A 17,648-nucleotide genomic window follows, 5' to 3' on the forward strand; every position below is an offset into this window, starting at 1 on the left:
GCAACTTTCCGCCCCTCGGCGCGGGTAGGCGAACGCTCCACAAAGCGCCTATTCTTATACCTATGATCGACATTCGAATCCTGCGCGAAAATCCTGAAATCGTCCGCGAGTCCCAGCGTCGCCGCCAGGCGAGCGAAGAAGTTGTGGACGCGGCTATTGCGGCCGATGAGGCCCGCCGCTCTGCCCTCGCCTCGTTTGAGGAGGCACGCGCGGAGCAAAAGCTCGTCTCGAAGTCGGTGGGTAAGGCGTCGCCGGAGGAGCGCCCCGCGATCCTCGCCCAGGCGAAGGAGCTTTCCGCAAAGGTGAAGGAACTCGAGGCGGCGGCTAACCAGGCCGACGCCGATTTCTCCGCCGCAATGTACGCCATCCCGAACCTCGTTGAGGCGAACGTGCCCGAGGGTGGGGAAGACGATTATGAAGTGGTCAAGCACGTAGGCGAGATCCGCGATTTCGCGGCCGAAGGTTTTGAGCCGAAGGATCACCTGGACGTTGCCGAGGGTATCGATGCCCTCGATATGGAGCGCGGCACGAAGGTCGGCGGCTCGCGTTTCTACTACCTCAAGGGCATGGGTGCCCGCCTCGAGTTGGCGTTGCTGACCATGGCTGCCGATCAGGCACAGGCCGCCGGATTCACGATGCTCACCACCCCCACGCTGGTCAAGCCCGAGATCATGGCCGGCACCGGGTTCCTTGGTGCGCACTCTGACGAGATTTACTACCTGCCCGCAGATGATCTGTACCTCACGGGCACCTCGGAGGTGGCACTCGCTGGCTATCACAAGGACGAGATTATCGATCTGTCCGGCGGCCCGTTGCGCTACATCGGCTGGTCGTCGTGCTACCGCCGCGAGGCTGGCTCGTATGGGCGCGATACGCGCGGAATCATCCGCGTTCACCAGTTCAACAAGGTGGAGATGTTCTCGTTCATCGATCCGGCTGATGCGGCCCAGGAGCACGAGCGTTTCCTGGGTTGGGAAGAGGAGATGCTGGCGAAGGTGGAACTCCCGTACCGCGTGATCAACACGGCGGCGGGCGATCTGGGCTCCTCCGCTGCGAAGAAGTTCGACTGCGAGGCGTGGCTACCCACCCAGAATCGTTTCATGGAGGTCACCTCAACCTCGAACTGCACCACATTCCAGGCGCGCCGCCTGAACATCCGCCAGAAGGTGGAAGGCAAGAACGCGCCGGTGGCAACGCTCAACGGCACGCTTGCTACCACGCGTTGGCTTGTGGCCTTGTTTGAGAATCATCAGCAGGCTGATGGCACGTTCGTGATCCCGAAGGCGCTGCGCCCGTACATGGGCGGCCGCGAGGTGATCGAGCCGGTCGGGCGCGCTTAGTGGGCGGCCGCCGGGAACCGGTGGGGCCGCTCCCCACCACGCCGTGGCGCGAGGCGCTGGAGGCGGCGGGGCTGCCGAAGGCAGGCCCGCCGCTGATGGTTGCGCTCGATATTGATGGCACGATCATCCACCACGACACCACGCTCTCACCGCGCGTTGCTCAGGCGATCCGCGCGCATCTGGACGCCGGCACCCACATTATGGTGGCCACCGGCCGTTCGATTGGTGCTGCAGACATCGTGATGGAGCCGCTCGGCATGGACCGCGGGTTTGCGGTGCTTTCCAACGGTTCTGTGGTGACGGCGGTGGGCGACGACGCCGGTGCACTGGGCGGGCTGGACGTCTCGGGCCTCGAGCCGGTTCCGGCGCAGTACCGCCTGGCGAGCACGCCGATGCATTTTTGGCGCACTCACACGTTTGATGCGTCGAAGGAGATGCGTCTGATTTCCCAGAACGTGCCGGGCGCGATCATCGCGTTAGAAACTGTGGGCGGCCCGATCCGCCTCACGGAAGAGTTCCCCGACGGCGAGCTTGCGGGGGTCACGCAGGTTACGTCAATCGAGGATCTGCTTGCGAATCCGATCACGAGCCGGCTCACGGTGCGCGTTCCGCAGATGAGCGCGGGCGAGTTGCTCGATCGCGTTGAAAAGCTGGGGATTTCCGGCGTTGAGTATGCGGTGGGCTGGTCGGCGTGGATGGACATTACGCCTGCGGGGGTCTCGAAGGCCTCCGGCTTGGAGGACGTACGCAAGGCGCTTGGCATTCCGCGTGCTCACACGCTCACGATGGGCGATTCGGGCAACGACTGCGAGATGCTCGAGTGGGGTGGCCTCGGCGTCGCGATGGGGAATTCCTCGGATTACGTGCGTTCGCATGCGAACACTGTGGGCGAGTCGGTTGACGACGACGGCGTCGCTCTGGTTCTCGAGCAGCTCCTGTAGCCTTCGGCGCAACTCGCGCCCCGACGTCGGACCCGATCTTTCGCTGTGGGACAAACGTCCCCCATGGGCGAGTGTTGTGTGTTACATTCCAAGGGAGTCTACAAGGAGGTAGCCCTAATGAAACGAGCAACATCGCTCGCCGCCCTCGTGGCGACAACTGCACTTCTCGCCGCATGTGGCGGAACCGCTCCGAACACCACGTCGTCAAGCGCGAGTGGAGCACCGGCAACCGAGGTGAAGGGTGACTACCCGGATCTGACGGGTGAAACGATTTCGGTGGCGTCGGATTGGTCGGGCGCGGAGCAGGAGAACTTCCAGAAAGTTCTCGACGGCTTCGCGAAGGCCACGGGCGCGAAGGTCACCTACACGTCGCTAGGCAACAACGTTGCCACGGCGCTCGGCACACAGATCGAGGGCGGGAAGCCGCCGAGCGTGGCGCTAATTCCGCAGCCGGGCCTGCTCAAGCAGCTCGCGGCGAAGGGCTCGATCAAGCCTCTGTCCGCGGAGGTTAGCGACGCCGTCGCAAAGAATTACGCCCAGACTTGGGCGGATCTGTCCACGGTGGACGGCAAGAACTACGGCGTGTGGTTCAAGGCCGCGAACAAGTCCACGATCTGGTACAACACGAAGCTTTACGAGGAGGCCGGCGCTACCGCGCCCGCCACCTGGGAAGACTTCACAAAGACGCTCAAGACCCTCTCCGATTCGGGCTACGCCGGCATTTCGATCGGCGCCGACGTCGGCTGGCCGCTAACGGACTGGTTCGAGAACGTCTACCTGCGCACCGCTGGCCCTGAGAAGTACGACCAGCTCACCGAGCATAAGATCCCGTGGACGGACCCGTCGGTGAAGGAGGCACTGGATGTGCTCTCGAAGCTGTGGGGCGATTCGGCGCTCATCCAGCCCGGTGGTGCTCAGCGCACGTTCCCGGATTCGGTGACGGCGGTGTTCGGTGAGAAGCCGGCAGCTGCCACCGTGTACGAGGGCGATTTCGTGGCGGGCAACATTACCTCACAGACGAAGTCGAAGGTGGGCACGGACGCGAAGCTGTACCCGTGGCCGTCGATCAACGGCTCGAAGCCGTCGGTGATGGGCGCTGGCAACGTGGCCGTGGCATTCGACGAGAACAAGGGCACGCAGGCACTCATGAAGTACCTCGCATCGCCGGAGGCCGCGAACACGTGGATCGCGCTGGGCGGCTTCACTTCGCCGAACAAGAATGCTGATATGAACCTGTACCCGGATGAGATCTCCCGTCAGATCGCCGACGAGCTGGTGAACGCGGAAGTGTTCAAGTTCGACATGTCCGATCTGGTTCCGTCCGCGTTTGGCGGTACTGAGGGCCAGGGCATGTGGCAGATCTTCATCGATTTCTACCAGAAGCCGGCTGATGTTGAGGGCACGATGGCTGCTCTTGAGAAGGCAGCCACGGAAGCATACAAGTAACGCCTGAGCGTGGGCGGCCTTCGTGGCCGTCCCGCCACCAACTCGAACGCGGGGAGGGGCCACTCGCCCCTCCCCGCCCATTTTCATATTTCACAAGGAAGTGACAACATGACAGCCCACACCCAGGGCGAAACTCACTCACCGGCGTCGGCAGCTGGGGCGACGCTGGCGCCGCAACGGCGCAATGCGCGCAGCGGCGACTCCTCAATCCCGGCCAATATCGCGAGGTTCCTGCTCCCAGCAGCCCTCCTGCTGGTGGTGCTCGTGATCTATCCGGCCGTGTATTCGGTGTTCCGCTCGCTGTTTGACGATTCAGGAAACTTCGTTGGCCTGGCAAACTATGCCACGATGTTTTCGGCGTCGGCCACGCAGCGCGCGATCCAAAACAACCTGATTTGGGTGCTGGCCGCGCCGCTGATCACCACGGTTCTCGGCCTGATTTTCGCGGTGCTGATGGACAAGATCCGCTGGAAAACGGCATTCCGCCTGATCATTTTCATGCCGATGGCGATCTCGATGCTCGCGGCCGGCATTATTTTCCGTTCGATCTTCCAGCAGAACCCCGAGATTGGCACGGCGAACGCAACGATCGTCGCGGTGCAGTCGATTTTCGGGGATTCGTCGCACTATCCGGGCGCCCGCCCGCGCGATCCGGAGGCGATTTCCGTGGCCGACGACGGCGCGATGACCACCAGCACGGTGCGTGCCGGCGAGCCTGTGCTCATCCCACTTGTGGGCGTTAAGCCGGCAGACCAGCCGAAAGATGCCCCGCCCGCCGCCCAGCCCGCCACCGACGCCGGCGCGATCACCGGAACCGTGTGGCTGGATTTCGCCCGCGGAGGCGGCGGCGAATCCGGCGTGATTGATGCGAATGAAATCGGCTTGGGCGGCATGGAAGTGAGCCTTGTGTCCGCAGACGGCCAGGTTGCAGCCTCCACCGCCACCGCCGACGACGGCACGTTCACGATCACTCCGCCCGCAAGCGGCGAATACCGCATCACGCTGCCAGCAACGAATTTCGCGAAGGGGCCAACCGGCTTCAATTGGCTCGGAACGTCGCTGATCACGCCCGTGATGATCATCGCGTTCGTGTGGATTTGGGCCGGTTTTGCGATGGTGATGATCGGCGCGGGCCTGTCTGCCACCGACCGCTCGCTCCAGGAAGCTGCCCGTGTTGACGGCGCGAACGAGTGGCAAGTGTTCCGGCACGTCACGGTGCCGCAGCTCATGCCAACGGTCACGGTTGTGCTCGTGACCCTCACAATCAACGTTCTCAAAATCTTCGACCTTGTCTACGTGATCCCGCCCGGCCAATCCAAGGAAGCCGGCACCGTGGTGGCGGTGGAAATGTGGAAGCACTTCGGCAACTACTCTTACGGGCTCGGCTCGGCGCTCGCCGTGCTCCTGCTGCTCATGGTGTTGCCGTTCATGCTGTGGCAGGTGCGCAACTTCAGGAAGGGGAACTGAGATGGGGAACGAAACGTACGCACCGGCGTCGGGAAAGCACTTGGCGCCACCAGCCCAGCCCACGGCGTCGCCCGCGCAGCCGACGCCGACCGCGCCAGCCCAGCCCGCGAAAAAGCCGTCGCTCGGGTACCGGATCCAGCGGGCGCTATCGCACTCGGTGGTAAACGTGATTTTGCTGCTCGTGGGCGCGATGTGGCTACTGCCTACGGTTGGCCTGTTCTTCCAGTCCGTGCGCTCGCCGCAGGATAACGCGCAAACAGGCTGGTGGAACATTTTCGCCAAGCCTGCGCAGTTCACGTGGGAGAACTATCAGTCGATCCTTGGCTCGCAGTCGATGGTGCAGTCGCTGATCAACACGGTTCTGATCGTGGTGCCGTCCACTCTGCTCGTGGTGTTGCTCGGCGCGATGGCCGGATACGCGCTGGCGTGGATCGAGTTCCCGGGCCGCACGGCCGTGCTCGTGATGATCGTGGCGCTGATGGCGGTGCCGTTGCAGGTGGCGTTCATTCCGCTCGCGCAACTGTTCGGCGCGATCGGGATTTTCGGCACGCGCCTGGCGGTGATCTTGTTCCATACGGCGTTCGGGTTGCCGTTCGCGATCTTCCTGATGCGCAACTATTTCCGGGCGATTTCCGAGGAGACGTTCGAGGCGGCACGGCTCGACGGCGCCTCCGAGTGGCGTATTTTCTTCCAGATCGCGTTGCCGCTGGGTATGCCGGCGTTGGCGTCGCTGACGATCTTCCAGTTCCTGTGGTCCTGGAACGATATGCTCGTGGCGCTGATTTTTGCTGGTCCGAACGACAAGCCGATCACCGTGGCGCTCGCCGAGCAGTTGCGCCTATTCTCGGCGAATATTGATCTGCTCGCAGCAGGCGCATTCATCTCGATGGTGATCCCGCTTGTGGTCTTTTTCGCGGGCCAGAAGTACTTCGTTTCGGCTCTCCTGCAGGGCTCGACGAAGTAGTTTCCTCCCGACGTCGGTGTGCTGGCTACGTACCCGGGCCAGTTTTCCTCTACACTGGGGAAGTCGGTGTTGGGCGCGTGGTGCGCACCGGCGTCGGCGAAGGAGAGTTGTCAGAGCGGCCGAATGAGACGGTCTTGAAAACCGTTATGTAGTGATCCTGCATCGGGGGTTCGAATCCCCCACTCTCCGCGGATAATCCCGCTGGCATGTGACGCCAGCGGGATTCGCTTTCTGCTACCGGCGTCGCACTCGACTTCGAGTAAAAATTCGACAAAAACGGTCACATAGCGGTACCACCAATTTTTCTCGCATTTCATGGAGCCTTGCAACGACGTCGTCCACTCAACGAGTTTTCGTTTGGCGCTTTGGGACGAATGCCGGTATTCTGGGTGGGTCTGGAGATGTGGCAGAGTGGTCGATCGCGCACCCCTGCTAAGGGTGTAAGGGTCTTAAAGCCCTTCGAGGGTTCAAATCCCTCCATCTCCGCTCGGTAAGAACCCCGCTAAATCAACGATTTAGCGGGGTTCTTACCATATTCAGATTCTCTCGAAGGCTATGCTCACGCCTTTTCGCGCTTCGCGCGATCCTGCATTCGGCGCCACGTCATCTGCTCGACGCGCAACTCACCCGCGCGCACCGGCAGTGGCCACTCGTTGCCCGGCAGTGGCATCGGGCAGGTACCCCACGGCGTGAATGCTGCCGGGAAGTTCATCGAATAGTTGAAATCCACCTCAACCTCGGCTGTGCGCTCCGAAAGCGGCTTCTTGCCTGCGATCCACGGGGATTCCACCGGCACGAAACGCCAATCCGCGCTCTCCTCACCGTTCGTCGGATCATGGAACGTGAAGTGGAACCCGCCCTCCGGCGAGCCCTCCAACTGGAAATGCCGAACCTCGCCGTCGACCTCCACCGCGAGATCAGCAGTCACCTCGTACGGGCTATGCACATCCTTGCGGGCGGTTGCGCGCTCGCCGCGCACCGGCTCGTCCAGCAGCGTGATCGTGGCCGGGTAAACCTCGCGGGCCGTGTACGTCCAGCTGGGAACGCCCTCGAAACGGGTCCGCACCGGCGAATCCGAGCGGCGCACGCGGATCGCGTAACGGTTCGAGCGGCGAATCACCTCGGCACGCCACAACGTGGTGTGCAGGCTCATGTCCGACTCCTCGTTCTCGAGACGGAAATCGACCTCGCCAACCACCGGTTCGCCGTCGCGGAAAACTGAATCCTTCTCGGTGAGCATTGCACGCAGGAAATCGCCGCTCTCATCCGACATCACCTGGTACATGCCCGGGAAATCGCGGATCGGCGTGGGAACCCAATCAATCCACTCGTAAGAAATCAGCGTGAGCCACCCGAACTCCTCGGCAAGCTCCTCATTGCGCTTATCGTGCCAGTTCTGCCATTTTTCGGCTCGAGGATCGCGAAGCGTTTCCTCCACATTCATCTCAGTCATGTCCCCTATCTTATCCGCCCACGCGTCCGCATCGCCATGCGCTCCCACATATCACCAAACGGATAAATGAGCGCTACGCCACGTTCTGCGAGTTTGGATTTTCACCGCGACGGACGTAAGCTTTTATCTGTTCGCAGAACGGATCGTTTTGAGAACATGCGCCCGTAGCTCAACGGATAGAGCGTCTGACTACGGATCAGAAGGTTGGGGGTTCGAATCCCTTCGGGCGCGCATTTGGCTCGGTGGTTGAATTTTCCCGCCGAGCCATTTTTCATGCCCGGCAACTTTCAGTACCTAAAGAACCCAAGGGCATGTCGGCTTAAATGCCAAAAGCGTGTCTGAGCCAGGCATGTCACTGGTTAGTCCTGACGACACGCCCGGCCCAGAATTTTTGGTGCTTAAGCTACAATTCGTCACTTCTTATCAGCCATTTTCTGACGTAGACTTTCAATGAACACAAAATTCTCTGCGACCGAAGGCGCAGCCGATGAAAATCTATCAAGATCGTCTTGCGTAACTGCACTCGTACCACGCGACGCAAGATCACGGATAGCCGAGCGAAAAACGTCTGCTTTCTCAGTACCTTCGATCAAGGTTAATGCGTCGAGCAACTTTGCAAATCCCGCACTCTCCTCAGCCGTAATCTGGTGTCCGCCAACAACATCCGCCGTAACAAGCGGTGTCACCCGTGAGATATAGGCCGACACGTTGTCTACAGAAAGTTCACCAAGATCCGTTAGCTCTTGCGCACGGGAAATTTCTTTCTCCAACCTACCTACGACATCATGGACGCCCTCGGCAACATCCTTAAAGTAAGTGGGGCCCTGCAACCTGAAGGATTCCCCCTCCAAAGACACAACATAGTCCTCTGTCGCAACCTCTCCCCCGAAGTCAGATTGCGCGTGAGTAACCGATTCCTTATTAATACTTAATTGCTGTTTACTAGAGACGAACAACCATATACTCAGCGCTGCCAAAATAGCAACAATGACAAATAGGGAAACATAATACTTTTTCATGGCGTTACCCATTTCTCCACATTCAACCAATTTCGAGCGTGATTTTGCTTTGCATTCTTCAGCCATCCCACATAATTTCCCGAGTGTTGAGCAATTTTCAAATCAGTGATCGACCTCCCTTGATGGTAATACCGACCACCTTTCGCGACAACAAACCCGACATGCTTTACTGTGGTTCCAGATTTGAAACCAACCGGCCACCCCTTGGCTGCGTATTTGGTAAAATCCGCCGCGTTGCTCCAAGTCCTTGTAATGCCAAACCGATTGGCAAAATCGTTTGCGACAGACCAAGAACGAGTGGGGCGACCATTTCCGGAACGCCATTGATCATTCTCAGTAAAACCCCCTGCTTTCATGATTTGCGAAACAAAGTTCGCACAGTCATTACCAGCAAAATAACGATATGTTGGGTTGGGGTTTGTCGCATGCCTTTCCGCGTAGCTAATCGCCTTTGTGATCGAATAACCTCCTGCGCTACCGCCATCAATACGGTGAATAATTCCATAAGGGTCAGATTGTGCAAGGACTCGCCTCACAAAATACGAATTTTCAGCAGCCAACGCCGGTGCAGTACTGGAGAAATTATGAATCGCTTCACGAACGCCAGGCTGTCCCACGCGTTTGCGGTCCATCTGTTTCAGAATACTTTTAAATGTCGAAGGCGCATAACTCTCTTCCAATGCTCCGACAAACTCCAGCACTGTCGAAGCATCACGCGACTCCCACGCCTCAACACGGGAGCCACGAAAGGAATCCGCAGTAACGAAAGGAATCAAGGCCTGTTCATAAACGTCGGCATTATGTATCCCCAATTCAGGTAACTCTAAGCGCTTCTGCAAATGTGATAGAACTGCCGAGTTCTCCTGAGAGAACCGTTGAAGAGCCTTCTCTGGCTCGACGTAACGAAACTCGCTAGCTACATCGAATTTATTTTTCTCAAAAACCACGGAACCTTTATTCCGCACCATTTCCAATCCAATTCGATCTTTCAAATATTCATCTTTAACACCAATCACACTAATCAGTGACTTTCCCCTTGAAGGTACCTGTGACTCAGTAAGGATCGGAGACATCGATAAGCTACTTCCACTAATCAACGCCAGCACTCCTACGGCCATTAGTTTGCGTATCATCTTGGTACTCCTTTCGACTTCGTTGTCAATAAAATTGAAACAGAAAACTTAATCACAAAAAAACTCCAATTGTTTCGGCAAAACATACTCCGCGCCCTTTTAAGACCATTTATCCAGGTCATCTAGTTTTCGAAATCGCGCCGGCGTCTCACCTTTTGGACACCGTTAGTCCGCCGCCCCCAAATCCCGCTAGTTTTGCTTTCACCTTTTAACAAACAAGGAGGCACAACAATGGCGAAGGACCACACGGAGGCGTCTACCTCGTCCACGTCGGCCCCACACCGCGAACAGTGGACCGGTCAATTCGGATTCATCATGGCGGCAGTCGGCTCGGCGATCGGCCTGGGCAACATTTGGCGTTTCCCGGGCGTAGCATTTACCAACGGCGGCGGAGCGTTCATGATTCCGTACATCGTGGCACTACTGACCGCCGGCTTCCCATGCTCCTTCTCGACTACGCGATCGGCCAGCGCTACCAAGGTTCCGCACCGGCAGTATTCCGCCGTATCCGCGCCAGCTTCGAGTTCATCGGCTGGGCCAAAGTGCTCGTCTCCTTCGTCATCACCGCCTATTACGCGGTGATTCTCGCGTGGGCACTGCGCTACGTGTTCTTCTCCGTGAACCTCGCGTGGGGCAAGGACCCCACGGGCTTCTTCGTGAAAGACTTCCTGCACTTGTCCGATCCCGGAGCGCCGACGTCGGTGGTTCCGGGGATCTTCTGGCCGCTAATCGCGATCTGGGCCGTCGTCGCCATCATCATGGCAATGGGCGTTGCTGGTGGCATTGAGCGCGCCAACAAGTTCTTCATCCCCGTGCTCGTCGTGATCTTCGTAGCGCTCGTGGTGCGCGCACTCACGCTACCCGGCGCCGCGGAGGGCCTGAACGCGCTCTTCACCCCGAACTGGGCAGCGCTCGCTAACCCGCAAGTGTGGCTGGCCGCTTACACGCAGATCTTCTTCTCGCTCTCAGTGGGCTTTGGCATCATGCTCACCTACGCAAGCTACCTCAAGCGCAAGTCCAACATCACGCCCACCGCACTGGTCACCGGTTTCGCGAACTCCTCCTTCGAAGTGCTCGCAGGCATCGGCGTTTTCGCCACCCTCGGCTTCATGGCACACCAGCAGGGCGTGGGCGTGGACAAGCTCGAAGGCCTCACCGGCGTGGGCCTGTCGTTCATGACCTTCCCGAACATCATCTCCCAAATGCCCGGCGGCCCTCTGTTCGGCGTGATCTTCTTCGTCTCGCTCGTGGTTGCTGGCCTGACCTCGATCCTTTCCCTCACGCAGGTGATCTCCGCAGCGATCCAGGAGAAGTTCAACGTTGGTCGCCGCACGGCGTCGCTTCTGGTGGTTCTCCTTGACGGCCTGATCTCCGTGTCGGTGTTCTCGACCACCGGAGGCCTCAACGCCCTGGATGTGGTGGACAAGTACATCAATGAGATCGGCATCGTCACATGCGCGATCCTCACGTGCGTGCTCCTCGCCTACGTTCTGCGCCGCCTGCCGCTGCTGCGCACTCACCTGAACTTCAACTCGCGCCTCAAGCTCGGCACATGGTGGGACGCCGCAATCTACGTGGTGATCCCGATCGTGCTCGGCGTCGTCATGGTGCTCACCCTGTACTCGCTGCTCGTGGACGGGTACGGCGGTTACCCCGAATCGTTCCTCTACCAGTACGGTTGGACGTTGATCTTCGCCGTCGCGATCGGCTCGTTTGTACTCGCTTCGATTCCGTGGCGCACGCCGGTGGACGATTTCGACCCGGTGGCCTACCACGGCCTGGAAGCCTCCGGAGGCATCGTGGACACCCCGCAAGGGGCTCACGGCAAGTACACCGCGGAGAACTTCCGCAACGGCAGTATCACCAACTTCAACCCCGCAAAGGAGATGTGACATGGGCGCTTCTGCAGTTGCACTGCTCGTCGTGTCGATCGGCGTGATCTGGGGCGGCCTGGTTGCCGCGTCGGTGTACCTCTACACCCACCCGATGTCCGACGAGGACTAAGTATTCCCGACGCCGGGGCCCGCCTTGCACTCGAACGCAAGGCGGGCCCCGACGTCGGCGTTAATCTGACGGCTCTTCCCCGTAACCGATATGCAACTCTCGGTTCCGCAGCGGATGCTCCCCTCCGAGCAGCAGATTTTCAAGAAATAGCTCCACAAACTTAGTGGTGGCATACACGCCGTTTTTTAGATCGTTGTAATTTGCCCGCACCAAAGCGTTGCGGAAATACCATGCGTGGTGAGCAAAAATATCGTTCGTCACGTCGAACCCGAGGGTGCGCAAATACTTGATGACGAAAACCGCGGTGGTCCGCGTATTCCCCTCACTGAACACGTGGATCTGCCACAAACTCGAGATAAACTGGGCAAGATGCGCGATCACTTCGTTGATCGTCATCCCTGTGTAAGAGAATTTTTTCTCTTCTGAAAGGTCGTACTCCAACGTGGCCGCTAGCTCTGAAGCGCTACCATACAGCACTGTTGCACCACCGAGAACCCACTCTTTTTTCGCGATGTTGTAATCCCGAAAGCTCCCAGCATCCGGATAAATCCCTGCAAATAGCTTGCGGTGAATGGAAACATACTCGTTCGGGGTGAAGCTAAAAGCCCCCTCGGCCAAGAGCGCGGCGATCCTCACTGATACTTTGTCGGCTTCTTCAGTGCGATCTCCAGCCTCGCTAGAAGGATTTTCCTCGTAGTAGCTGTGGAGCAAGGCGGCGGCTTCGTCGAAAGTAATCTCACCCTCAACGCTACGCACGGCCGTTTCCCTCAAATATTCGGACGTCGTGAGCCCATCAACGGCTTGCAAGCCAATCGCCGTCTGCCACGCGTAGCCTTTGCGTCGCTTGCCAGGCTCATCGCGTAAATACTCGCGAAACGGATCTTCGTTCATTCCGCACCTCCCACTGCTCTACACCACGCGCTCGAGGAGCACGATCGTTTCAAAATGCGGGGTGTGCGGGAACATGTCCAGCACCTGCGCTTTCGCCACGCGGTACGACGGCATCGCAGCCAGATCCTTCGCAAGAGTATCGACATTGCAGCTCGAATACAGCACGCGCCCCACGCCCGAACCCTCGAGCCAGTTCGCGAGCTCGCCGATTCCGCGGCGCGGCGGGTTCACCACCACGGCTTCCGGCAGCGACGTCGGAGTTCCCGACGACGCCGACGCGCGATTTTCGTTGTTTCCACGGCTGCGTGCTGTGGGCGCGTTGGGCTCAGACTTCTCAGCGTTGGCCCTGCTCGCGGCACTAACCTCACGAACCCACGCACCGGCGTCGGCGGTAACGAAACGCACCGACTCGCTCATGCCGAGGGCGGCGGCGCCAGCCGCGCCGGACGCGACGGCTTCCTCGGAGGTCTCTACCCCAATGCCGTTAAACGGCGTGCCCGCGCGCTTCGCGGCCGCCGCGAGAGCGAGCAAAAATCCGCCCACGCCGCAGTACAGATCCCAGGCGCTCTCCACGCCGCTGAGCCATTGCACGGCGCGAGTATAGAGCGCTTCAGCGATGTCGGTGTTCGTTTGGAAGAAGGACCGCGGACGAAGTGCCAGCTCAACAGGGTGTTCGGCCCATTGCTCACCCACCCACAACCGCATCGGCAGTGTGCCGTTTTCGGAGATGAGGATTTCTTCGGCGCCTTCGATGATCGCTTTGCGCTCGGGTTGCACGTTGAGCGAGAGCACGGTCATGTTCGGCAGGGCGGCTTCGAGCTCGGCGCGGAGCTTGAACAGGATGCCTTGCACTCCGCGGCGGCGCGCCACGAAACGCACCATGAGCTCTCCGGTGGGCGCCTCTTCGAGGATCACGTATTTGAGGGCGCCCGTGTCCGACGCCGGCGAATACGGTTCCAGCCCGGCGCGCGTAATGAACGCGCGGATCGGCTCGATCGCGGTGCGGATCCCCGCCGATGGTAGCGGGCAATCCGCGAGGTCAACACCAGTGCCGTCCGGCCCGAGGATGCCGAGCTTCGGCAAGCGGGCCGAACCCGTCACCACAAGTTTGACCTTGTTTCGGAACGCTTCCTTGGCGCTCGCCACTGGTTCGAGCCATTCGGCGGCGTCGATGAGCGTGCGGGCGCGCGCATCCTTCGCTTGGAGTTGCGCGCCGAGCGGCTGTTCGATCCACGAACACGAGCGACACAGGCCGTCGCGATAGTAGGCGCAATCCAGGAGCTGAAGGCGAGTAAGCTCGTCGGTTGGCACGGCCGCGCGGCGGATCGGCCCGCGGGTCAGATCAGTTCGCACCGGCGTCGCCTTCAGGCAACGAGCCGTCTGCAAGGAACGCCTCGAGCACTGGCTTTGCGTCCTCGATACCCACGAAGTGGTGCGCGTTGAAGCCGGCCGCGCGGGCCGCCTCGACGTTCTCCACAGTGTCGTCGAAGAAGAGCACGTTGCTCGGCTCCTCGCCCAGCAGCTCGGCCGCGATCGCGAACGCCTCCTTGCGCGGCTTGGCCGCACCGATCACCGCGGAGAAAATGCGCGGACGGAACTTCAGCAGCCACGGCTGATCCTCCCACAGCATGTTCAGCGTTGCCATCGGCACGTTCGACAGCAGGCCAACCTCCAGCCCGCGCTCCGTGAGCTCATCCAGCCACGCAACCATTTCCGGATCCGGGCGGTTCCACGTCTCGTAATCGGCGCGCGTAAAGCCATCAATATCCGGGAACGCCATCCCCAGATCCGTGCCCATCACCTCGAGATACTCGGGGAAACCCCACTTGTTCGCGTCGAGCGGCTCGCGAAGCTCGCGGTACTTCGCGCGGAACTGCTCCGGCGTAACCCCGTACTTCTCGATCTCCACGTACTCCTCGAGGGCAACCTTCTGCTCCTCCGACTGCACCTGCATGAACAGGCCCCACAGGTCAAACAAAATCTTTCGCATGAGGAAAGTCTACCGGCTGGGCGGGCGCGAGCCGACACCGTTCCGCTCGCCGGGGAAGGCTGGCCGCACGGCGGGCAGGAGCCGGAGGAAGGTGGCGGCGGAAAGCCGGGCGACGTCGGGGCGCGGCTGACGCACCGGCGTCGGCGTTACTTTCGCCATTCCCCTCTCTCACTGTCCAACAAGCTGCGCAGATCTCGGCCCATATAGATGAAACGACGAACCTCCATCACACCCTCAAGGAGCACCTACAACACCGCGTAATCCCCACTACGATGGCATAGTAGGGAAACGGCCGATCATCGTTCGTCGGTAACGGCTGGTGTGAGGCAGGCGCTTGCACTCGTTTCAGGATCGCATTCTCAACGCTCACCACCAAGCGGCGGGCCGCCTGCGGGCTCGAAAGGTTCTCACTGATGTAATCGAGCACGCCATTCAGATCCTCTTGAAACAGAGGAAGATAGGTGAGGCGATAGTGATTATTGAGCATCCGTCGGGATCCGAGCCTTCGCGGCAGCGAATACCTCCTCGTGTGAGAGGCGCACAGTGGTGCGGCCCGCCTGGCGATCCGCTTCATCGAGCTTCGACTCCAGAGGCTCCGTGAGCTGCGCATACTGCTCCAGACTCATCAGCACCATTGACCCGTAGCCATTCTTCGTGAGAAACACGGGCTGGCCAGTTTCGTGAACAATACGCTCAATTTCCGGGTAGCGATTCCGTAAATCCGAGACGGGTTTTATCGTCAGCATCATTCTCTCCTGATAACACGTTATCAAAGTACTATCACACTATTATCAACCGAAAGCGAAAAGTCAGCAAATCTGGCGGCAGCGCCGCAGATAGCCGATGCGATTCCGTTCGCAGGGGAAGGCTGGCCAGGCGGCGGGGGCAACGGGCGACGTCGGCACGGCAAGGCTGGAAAGCCGGGCGACGTCGGGGCACGGCTGGCGCCTCGCACAACCGGACAGGGAACGCGGGCCGGCGCACCGGCGTCGGCGCTACTTGCGCCAGAAAGATGTTATCCCCGCCTTTTGAGCGATCTGGAACTCGATCACATCCCGGAGCAGATCCCAGGGAACGGGCGCGTCCCAACGCATACGAGCCAACCGCGATCCATGGGTGAGCCCCGCCTGGGCGAATGCTGATGCGAAGTGCTCAATCCCTTCCTTCTCGGGCGCGAACGCGAGGTGTTCGCGTGCCGGAGAGAAGCCAATAATGAACGTGCCATGGTCGGTAAACATCGGCTGGCGCCACGCGAACCGGAAGCCGAGCTGGGGAAACTCGGCGCGCACCCACTCGAGGATGCGCGCGGCGCGCTCACGGTTTTCGGGCACGGGGATGGTAGCGAGCCAGTCGGCGAAGAATTCCCTAACCGGCTCGTGGCCATCGGCGATCACGGTAGCCATCGGCGCTCCTTTCGATTGTGGGGCGCCCAGCGCGGCGCGCCCTGTTTCGCGCAAGCGTACCGGATTGCGTGCACGAAAAAGTGGGTGGCTCGCTGTCGCGAGCCACCCACTGGTGAGTTGCGCGGGGAGGGTAGTGACCTCCGTTGTGGCGCACCGGCCGACGTCGGACGCACAACCGACGTCGACGGCTACGTGAGCCGTCAGCTCAGCGAGCCAGGCGATCAACACGTCCCAGTGCTACCTTTGGCAGATCGTTAGCGGCGGTTCGCACACTCACCACACGCCAACAGTGACGATTCGTTGCTAGCGCTCAGTACTCGAGGCGGTTGTAGGCAGCCTTGAGCGCGTCCCAGTTGGTGCGCTCGCCGCGGACTGCGTCGACAGCTTCCATTGCCTTCACGGAATTGTCCGCGGCCTGCTTCAGGTACACCGAGTATTCATCCGGGTTTCCGAGTACCCGCTTCGACGGCACCTGGTAATCCTTGAGCTTTCCAGCCTTCGCGGCCTTCGACCAGTGTGCGAAGTGCTTCGCAATATTCTTCGCGATCTGGAAGTGGCCCTCGCGGTTCGGGTGGTACCACTCGTTGAGATCCAGGGTGAAATCGGAATCGATGTACGCCTTGTTCACTTCACCTGCTGAGAATCGGCGGCCGTTCATCTCCGAGAACTCGTTGATCCAACGGTTGGGGTTATCCGCGTCGAACTCCGGGTTCGGCTCGTGGCCGGCGAACACCTTCGCGGTGTCATCCACGTACTTCACGGTAAGGTTTGACTTCGGGTGGTTCTTTGCCCACTTCGCCACTTCCTCAGCCTGCGCCTTGTTCGCGAGGTTGCCGAGGTTGCGCACGTGCCAGGCGGCATTGTAGGAGCCGAGGTTGTACTGAACGTCGGTGGAAAGCTGCGGGTACGACACCAGCACGAGCTGGGCCTTGCGACCCTTGAGACGATCGGCCACCTTTTCAAAAATCTTGGTGGTGTTTGCGCGTACTTCCGAGATCTTCGATTGGGCGTCGCTGATCTGGCTCGAGCAGCCCGTTGCGCTCTGGATCCCTGGCACGAAGCAGTTCATGACGATCTTTTTGAAGTTGGTGTCGTTGCCGCCGATCGTCATCATGACGAGGTCGGTGTCGGTGGGGATGTTCGGCACCTGGTATTCGAGCACTTCCTTCGTGGTGTCGCCCGAGTGAGCGAGGTTAGTGATGACCGTATCCACGTTGATCTCGTTCTTGAGGATGCGCGCGAACTCGTGGCCCCAGTTGCGGCCGGAGCGGTAGGCCGAGGCCTGGTAGTATTCGCCCGCGCCGTTACCTGCGGTATAGGAATCGCCGAGGAGCGTGAGGTTCATGTGTGTGTGTGGAGGTACATGTCGCGCTGTTCCTTGGACAGCTCGCGCCACGTGCGGGGAGTGAACTTTGCCAGCTCTTGCGCTGTGAAGTAGTTGCCCTTGTCGCGGGGAGCAGCATTGGCGGCGGTTGCGCCGACAGCGGTGAGGCCGGTGGCGAGGAAACCCGCGGCGAGCACTGCCGAGGCGACCTTGCGAATCATCGTGCGTCGAGTCATGGTTGTTCTCCGTGTGTCGTGAAATTTACCTGGCCGT

16 protein-coding genes, 3 tRNA genes and 1 pseudogene are annotated in these 17,648 nt (G+C 60.1%); 10 read left to right on the forward strand and 10 right to left on the reverse strand.

Going from position 1 to position 17,648, the window contains the following annotated elements; genetic code table 11:
* Positions 1–62: 62 nt before the first annotated feature.
* The 7 genes from serS (at position 63) to P8A24_RS08295 (ending at position 6,644) form a co-directional block, all read left to right on the forward strand.
* Complete coding sequence (serS, locus tag P8A24_RS08265; protein WP_278058245.1) at positions 63–1,340, forward strand: serine--tRNA ligase; 1,278 nt, start codon at positions 63–65, stop codon at positions 1,338–1,340.
* On the forward strand, positions 1,340–2,281 hold the full coding sequence (locus P8A24_RS08270) for an HAD family hydrolase (RefSeq protein WP_278058248.1): 942 nt from the start codon (positions 1,340–1,342) through the stop codon (positions 2,279–2,281). The genes serS and P8A24_RS08270 overlap by 1 nt, the downstream gene beginning before the upstream one ends.
* A gap of 117 nt (positions 2,282–2,398) precedes the next feature.
* Positions 2,399–3,727 (forward strand): ABC transporter substrate-binding protein, encoded by a 1,329-nt coding sequence (locus P8A24_RS08275; RefSeq protein ID WP_278058250.1) that lies wholly within the window; start codon positions 2,399–2,401, stop codon positions 3,725–3,727.
* Positions 3,728–3,835: 108 nt separating this feature from the next.
* Entirely contained in the window at positions 3,836–5,194 is a 1,359-nt protein-coding gene (locus P8A24_RS08280; protein ID WP_278058252.1) for an ABC transporter permease subunit, read from the forward strand.
* Position 5,195: 1 nt separating this feature from the next.
* A complete protein-coding gene (locus P8A24_RS08285) occupies positions 5,196–6,158 on the forward strand; it encodes a carbohydrate ABC transporter permease (RefSeq protein ID WP_278058254.1) in 963 nt (320 codons plus the stop codon).
* A 101-nt stretch (positions 6,159–6,259) separates the two neighbouring features.
* A tRNA-Ser gene (locus P8A24_RS08290) sits at positions 6,260–6,347 on the forward strand.
* Positions 6,348–6,555: 208 nt separating this feature from the next.
* Positions 6,556–6,644, forward strand: a tRNA-Ser gene (locus tag P8A24_RS08295).
* A gap of 73 nt (positions 6,645–6,717) precedes the next feature.
* Here P8A24_RS08295 and P8A24_RS08300 read toward each other — a convergent pair.
* On the reverse strand, positions 6,718–7,611 hold the full coding sequence (locus P8A24_RS08300; protein ID WP_278058256.1) for a DUF1684 domain-containing protein: 894 nt from the start codon (positions 7,609–7,611) through the stop codon (positions 6,718–6,720).
* 158 nt (positions 7,612–7,769) lie between these two features.
* Here P8A24_RS08300 and P8A24_RS08305 point away from each other — a divergent pair.
* A tRNA-Arg gene (locus P8A24_RS08305) sits at positions 7,770–7,842 on the forward strand.
* A 182-nt stretch (positions 7,843–8,024) separates the two neighbouring features.
* Here P8A24_RS08305 and P8A24_RS08310 read toward each other — a convergent pair.
* Positions 8,025–8,642, reverse strand: coding sequence for a hypothetical protein (locus tag P8A24_RS08310; RefSeq protein WP_278058258.1), 618 nt, complete (start codon positions 8,640–8,642; stop codon positions 8,025–8,027).
* The gene (locus tag P8A24_RS08315; protein ID WP_278058260.1) at positions 8,627–9,763 is read right to left on the reverse strand and encodes an amidase domain-containing protein; all 1,137 of its coding nucleotides are present in this window, start codon (positions 9,761–9,763) and stop codon (positions 8,627–8,629) included. Before P8A24_RS08315 ends, P8A24_RS08310 begins: the two co-directional genes overlap by 16 nt.
* A 231-nt stretch (positions 9,764–9,994) precedes the next feature.
* Here P8A24_RS08315 and P8A24_RS08320 point away from each other — a divergent pair.
* Positions 9,995–11,655 (forward strand): annotated as a pseudogene (locus P8A24_RS08320) (sodium-dependent transporter).
* 1 nt (position 11,656) lies between these two features.
* Positions 11,657–11,767, forward strand: a complete 111-nt coding sequence (locus tag P8A24_RS08325; RefSeq protein WP_278058262.1) for a methionine/alanine import family NSS transporter small subunit — start codon at positions 11,657–11,659, stop codon at positions 11,765–11,767.
* Between the two features lie 60 nt (positions 11,768–11,827).
* On the opposite strand, the gene P8A24_RS08330 is transcribed toward P8A24_RS08325, so the two are convergent.
* The 7 genes from P8A24_RS08330 to P8A24_RS08360 all read right to left on the reverse strand — a co-directional run bounded on the left by P8A24_RS08330 (position 11,828) and on the right by P8A24_RS08360 (position 17,611).
* Positions 11,828–12,658 carry a Fic family protein gene (locus tag P8A24_RS08330; protein ID WP_278058264.1) on the reverse strand — a complete coding sequence of 277 codons (831 nt, stop codon included), beginning with the start codon at positions 12,656–12,658 and terminating at the stop codon, positions 11,828–11,830.
* An 18-nt stretch (positions 12,659–12,676) separates the two neighbouring features.
* Positions 12,677–14,011, reverse strand: a complete 1,335-nt coding sequence (locus tag P8A24_RS08335) for a class I SAM-dependent methyltransferase (RefSeq protein ID WP_278058266.1) — start codon at positions 14,009–14,011, stop codon at positions 12,677–12,679.
* Complete coding sequence (locus tag P8A24_RS08340) at positions 14,001–14,648, reverse strand: HAD-IA family hydrolase (RefSeq protein ID WP_278058268.1); 648 nt, start codon at positions 14,646–14,648, stop codon at positions 14,001–14,003. Before P8A24_RS08340 ends, P8A24_RS08335 begins: the two co-directional genes overlap by 11 nt.
* 476 nt (positions 14,649–15,124) lie before the next feature.
* On the reverse strand, positions 15,125–15,397 hold the full coding sequence (locus tag P8A24_RS08345) for a type II toxin-antitoxin system Phd/YefM family antitoxin (RefSeq protein ID WP_278058270.1): 273 nt from the start codon (positions 15,395–15,397) through the stop codon (positions 15,125–15,127).
* A gap of 246 nt (positions 15,398–15,643) precedes the next feature.
* On the reverse strand, positions 15,644–16,051 hold the full coding sequence (locus P8A24_RS08350; protein ID WP_278058272.1) for an iron chaperone: 408 nt from the start codon (positions 16,049–16,051) through the stop codon (positions 15,644–15,646).
* 310 nt (positions 16,052–16,361) lie between these two features.
* A complete protein-coding gene (locus tag P8A24_RS08355) occupies positions 16,362–17,396 on the reverse strand; it encodes an SGNH/GDSL hydrolase family protein (protein WP_278058274.1) in 1,035 nt (344 codons plus the stop codon).
* A complete protein-coding gene (locus P8A24_RS08360) occupies positions 17,393–17,611 on the reverse strand; it encodes a hypothetical protein (RefSeq protein WP_278058276.1) in 219 nt (72 codons plus the stop codon). The genes P8A24_RS08355 and P8A24_RS08360 overlap by 4 nt, the downstream gene beginning before the upstream one ends.
* Between the last annotated feature and the right edge of the window lie 37 nt (positions 17,612–17,648).

This window comes from Arcanobacterium wilhelmae (genome assembly GCF_029632765.1).
Taxonomy (GTDB): domain Bacteria; phylum Actinomycetota; class Actinomycetes; order Actinomycetales; family Actinomycetaceae; genus Arcanobacterium; species Arcanobacterium wilhelmae.

Coding starts and splice junctions, on each gene's coding strand:
- P8A24_RS08315 (WP_278058260.1), bottom strand. CDS start 9,763: ATGATACGCAAACTAATGGCCGTAGGAGTGCTGGCGTTGATTAGTGGA.
- P8A24_RS08355 (WP_278058274.1), bottom strand. CDS start 17,396: ATGAACCTCACGCTCCTCGGCGATTCCTATACCGCAGGTAACGGCGCG.
- P8A24_RS08330 (WP_278058264.1), bottom strand. CDS start 12,658: ATGAACGAAGATCCGTTTCGCGAGTATTTACGCGATGAGCCTGGCAAG.
- P8A24_RS08275 (WP_278058250.1), top strand. CDS start 2,399: ATGAAACGAGCAACATCGCTCGCCGCCCTCGTGGCGACAACTGCACTT.
- P8A24_RS08310 (WP_278058258.1), bottom strand. CDS start 8,642: ATGGGTAACGCCATGAAAAAGTATTATGTTTCCCTATTTGTCATTGTT.
- P8A24_RS08325 (WP_278058262.1), top strand. CDS start 11,657: ATGGGCGCTTCTGCAGTTGCACTGCTCGTCGTGTCGATCGGCGTGATC.
- serS (WP_278058245.1), top strand. CDS start 63: ATGATCGACATTCGAATCCTGCGCGAAAATCCTGAAATCGTCCGCGAG.
- P8A24_RS08280 (WP_278058252.1), top strand. CDS start 3,836: ATGACAGCCCACACCCAGGGCGAAACTCACTCACCGGCGTCGGCAGCT.
- P8A24_RS08340 (WP_278058268.1), bottom strand. CDS start 14,648: ATGCGAAAGATTTTGTTTGACCTGTGGGGCCTGTTCATGCAGGTGCAG.
- P8A24_RS08350 (WP_278058272.1), bottom strand. CDS start 16,051: ATGGCTACCGTGATCGCCGATGGCCACGAGCCGGTTAGGGAATTCTTC.
- P8A24_RS08300 (WP_278058256.1), bottom strand. CDS start 7,611: ATGACTGAGATGAATGTGGAGGAAACGCTTCGCGATCCTCGAGCCGAA.
- P8A24_RS08285 (WP_278058254.1), top strand. CDS start 5,196: ATGGGGAACGAAACGTACGCACCGGCGTCGGGAAAGCACTTGGCGCCA.
- P8A24_RS08360 (WP_278058276.1), bottom strand. CDS start 17,611: ATGACTCGACGCACGATGATTCGCAAGGTCGCCTCGGCAGTGCTCGCC.
- P8A24_RS08345 (WP_278058270.1), bottom strand. CDS start 15,397: ATGATGCTGACGATAAAACCCGTCTCGGATTTACGGAATCGCTACCCG.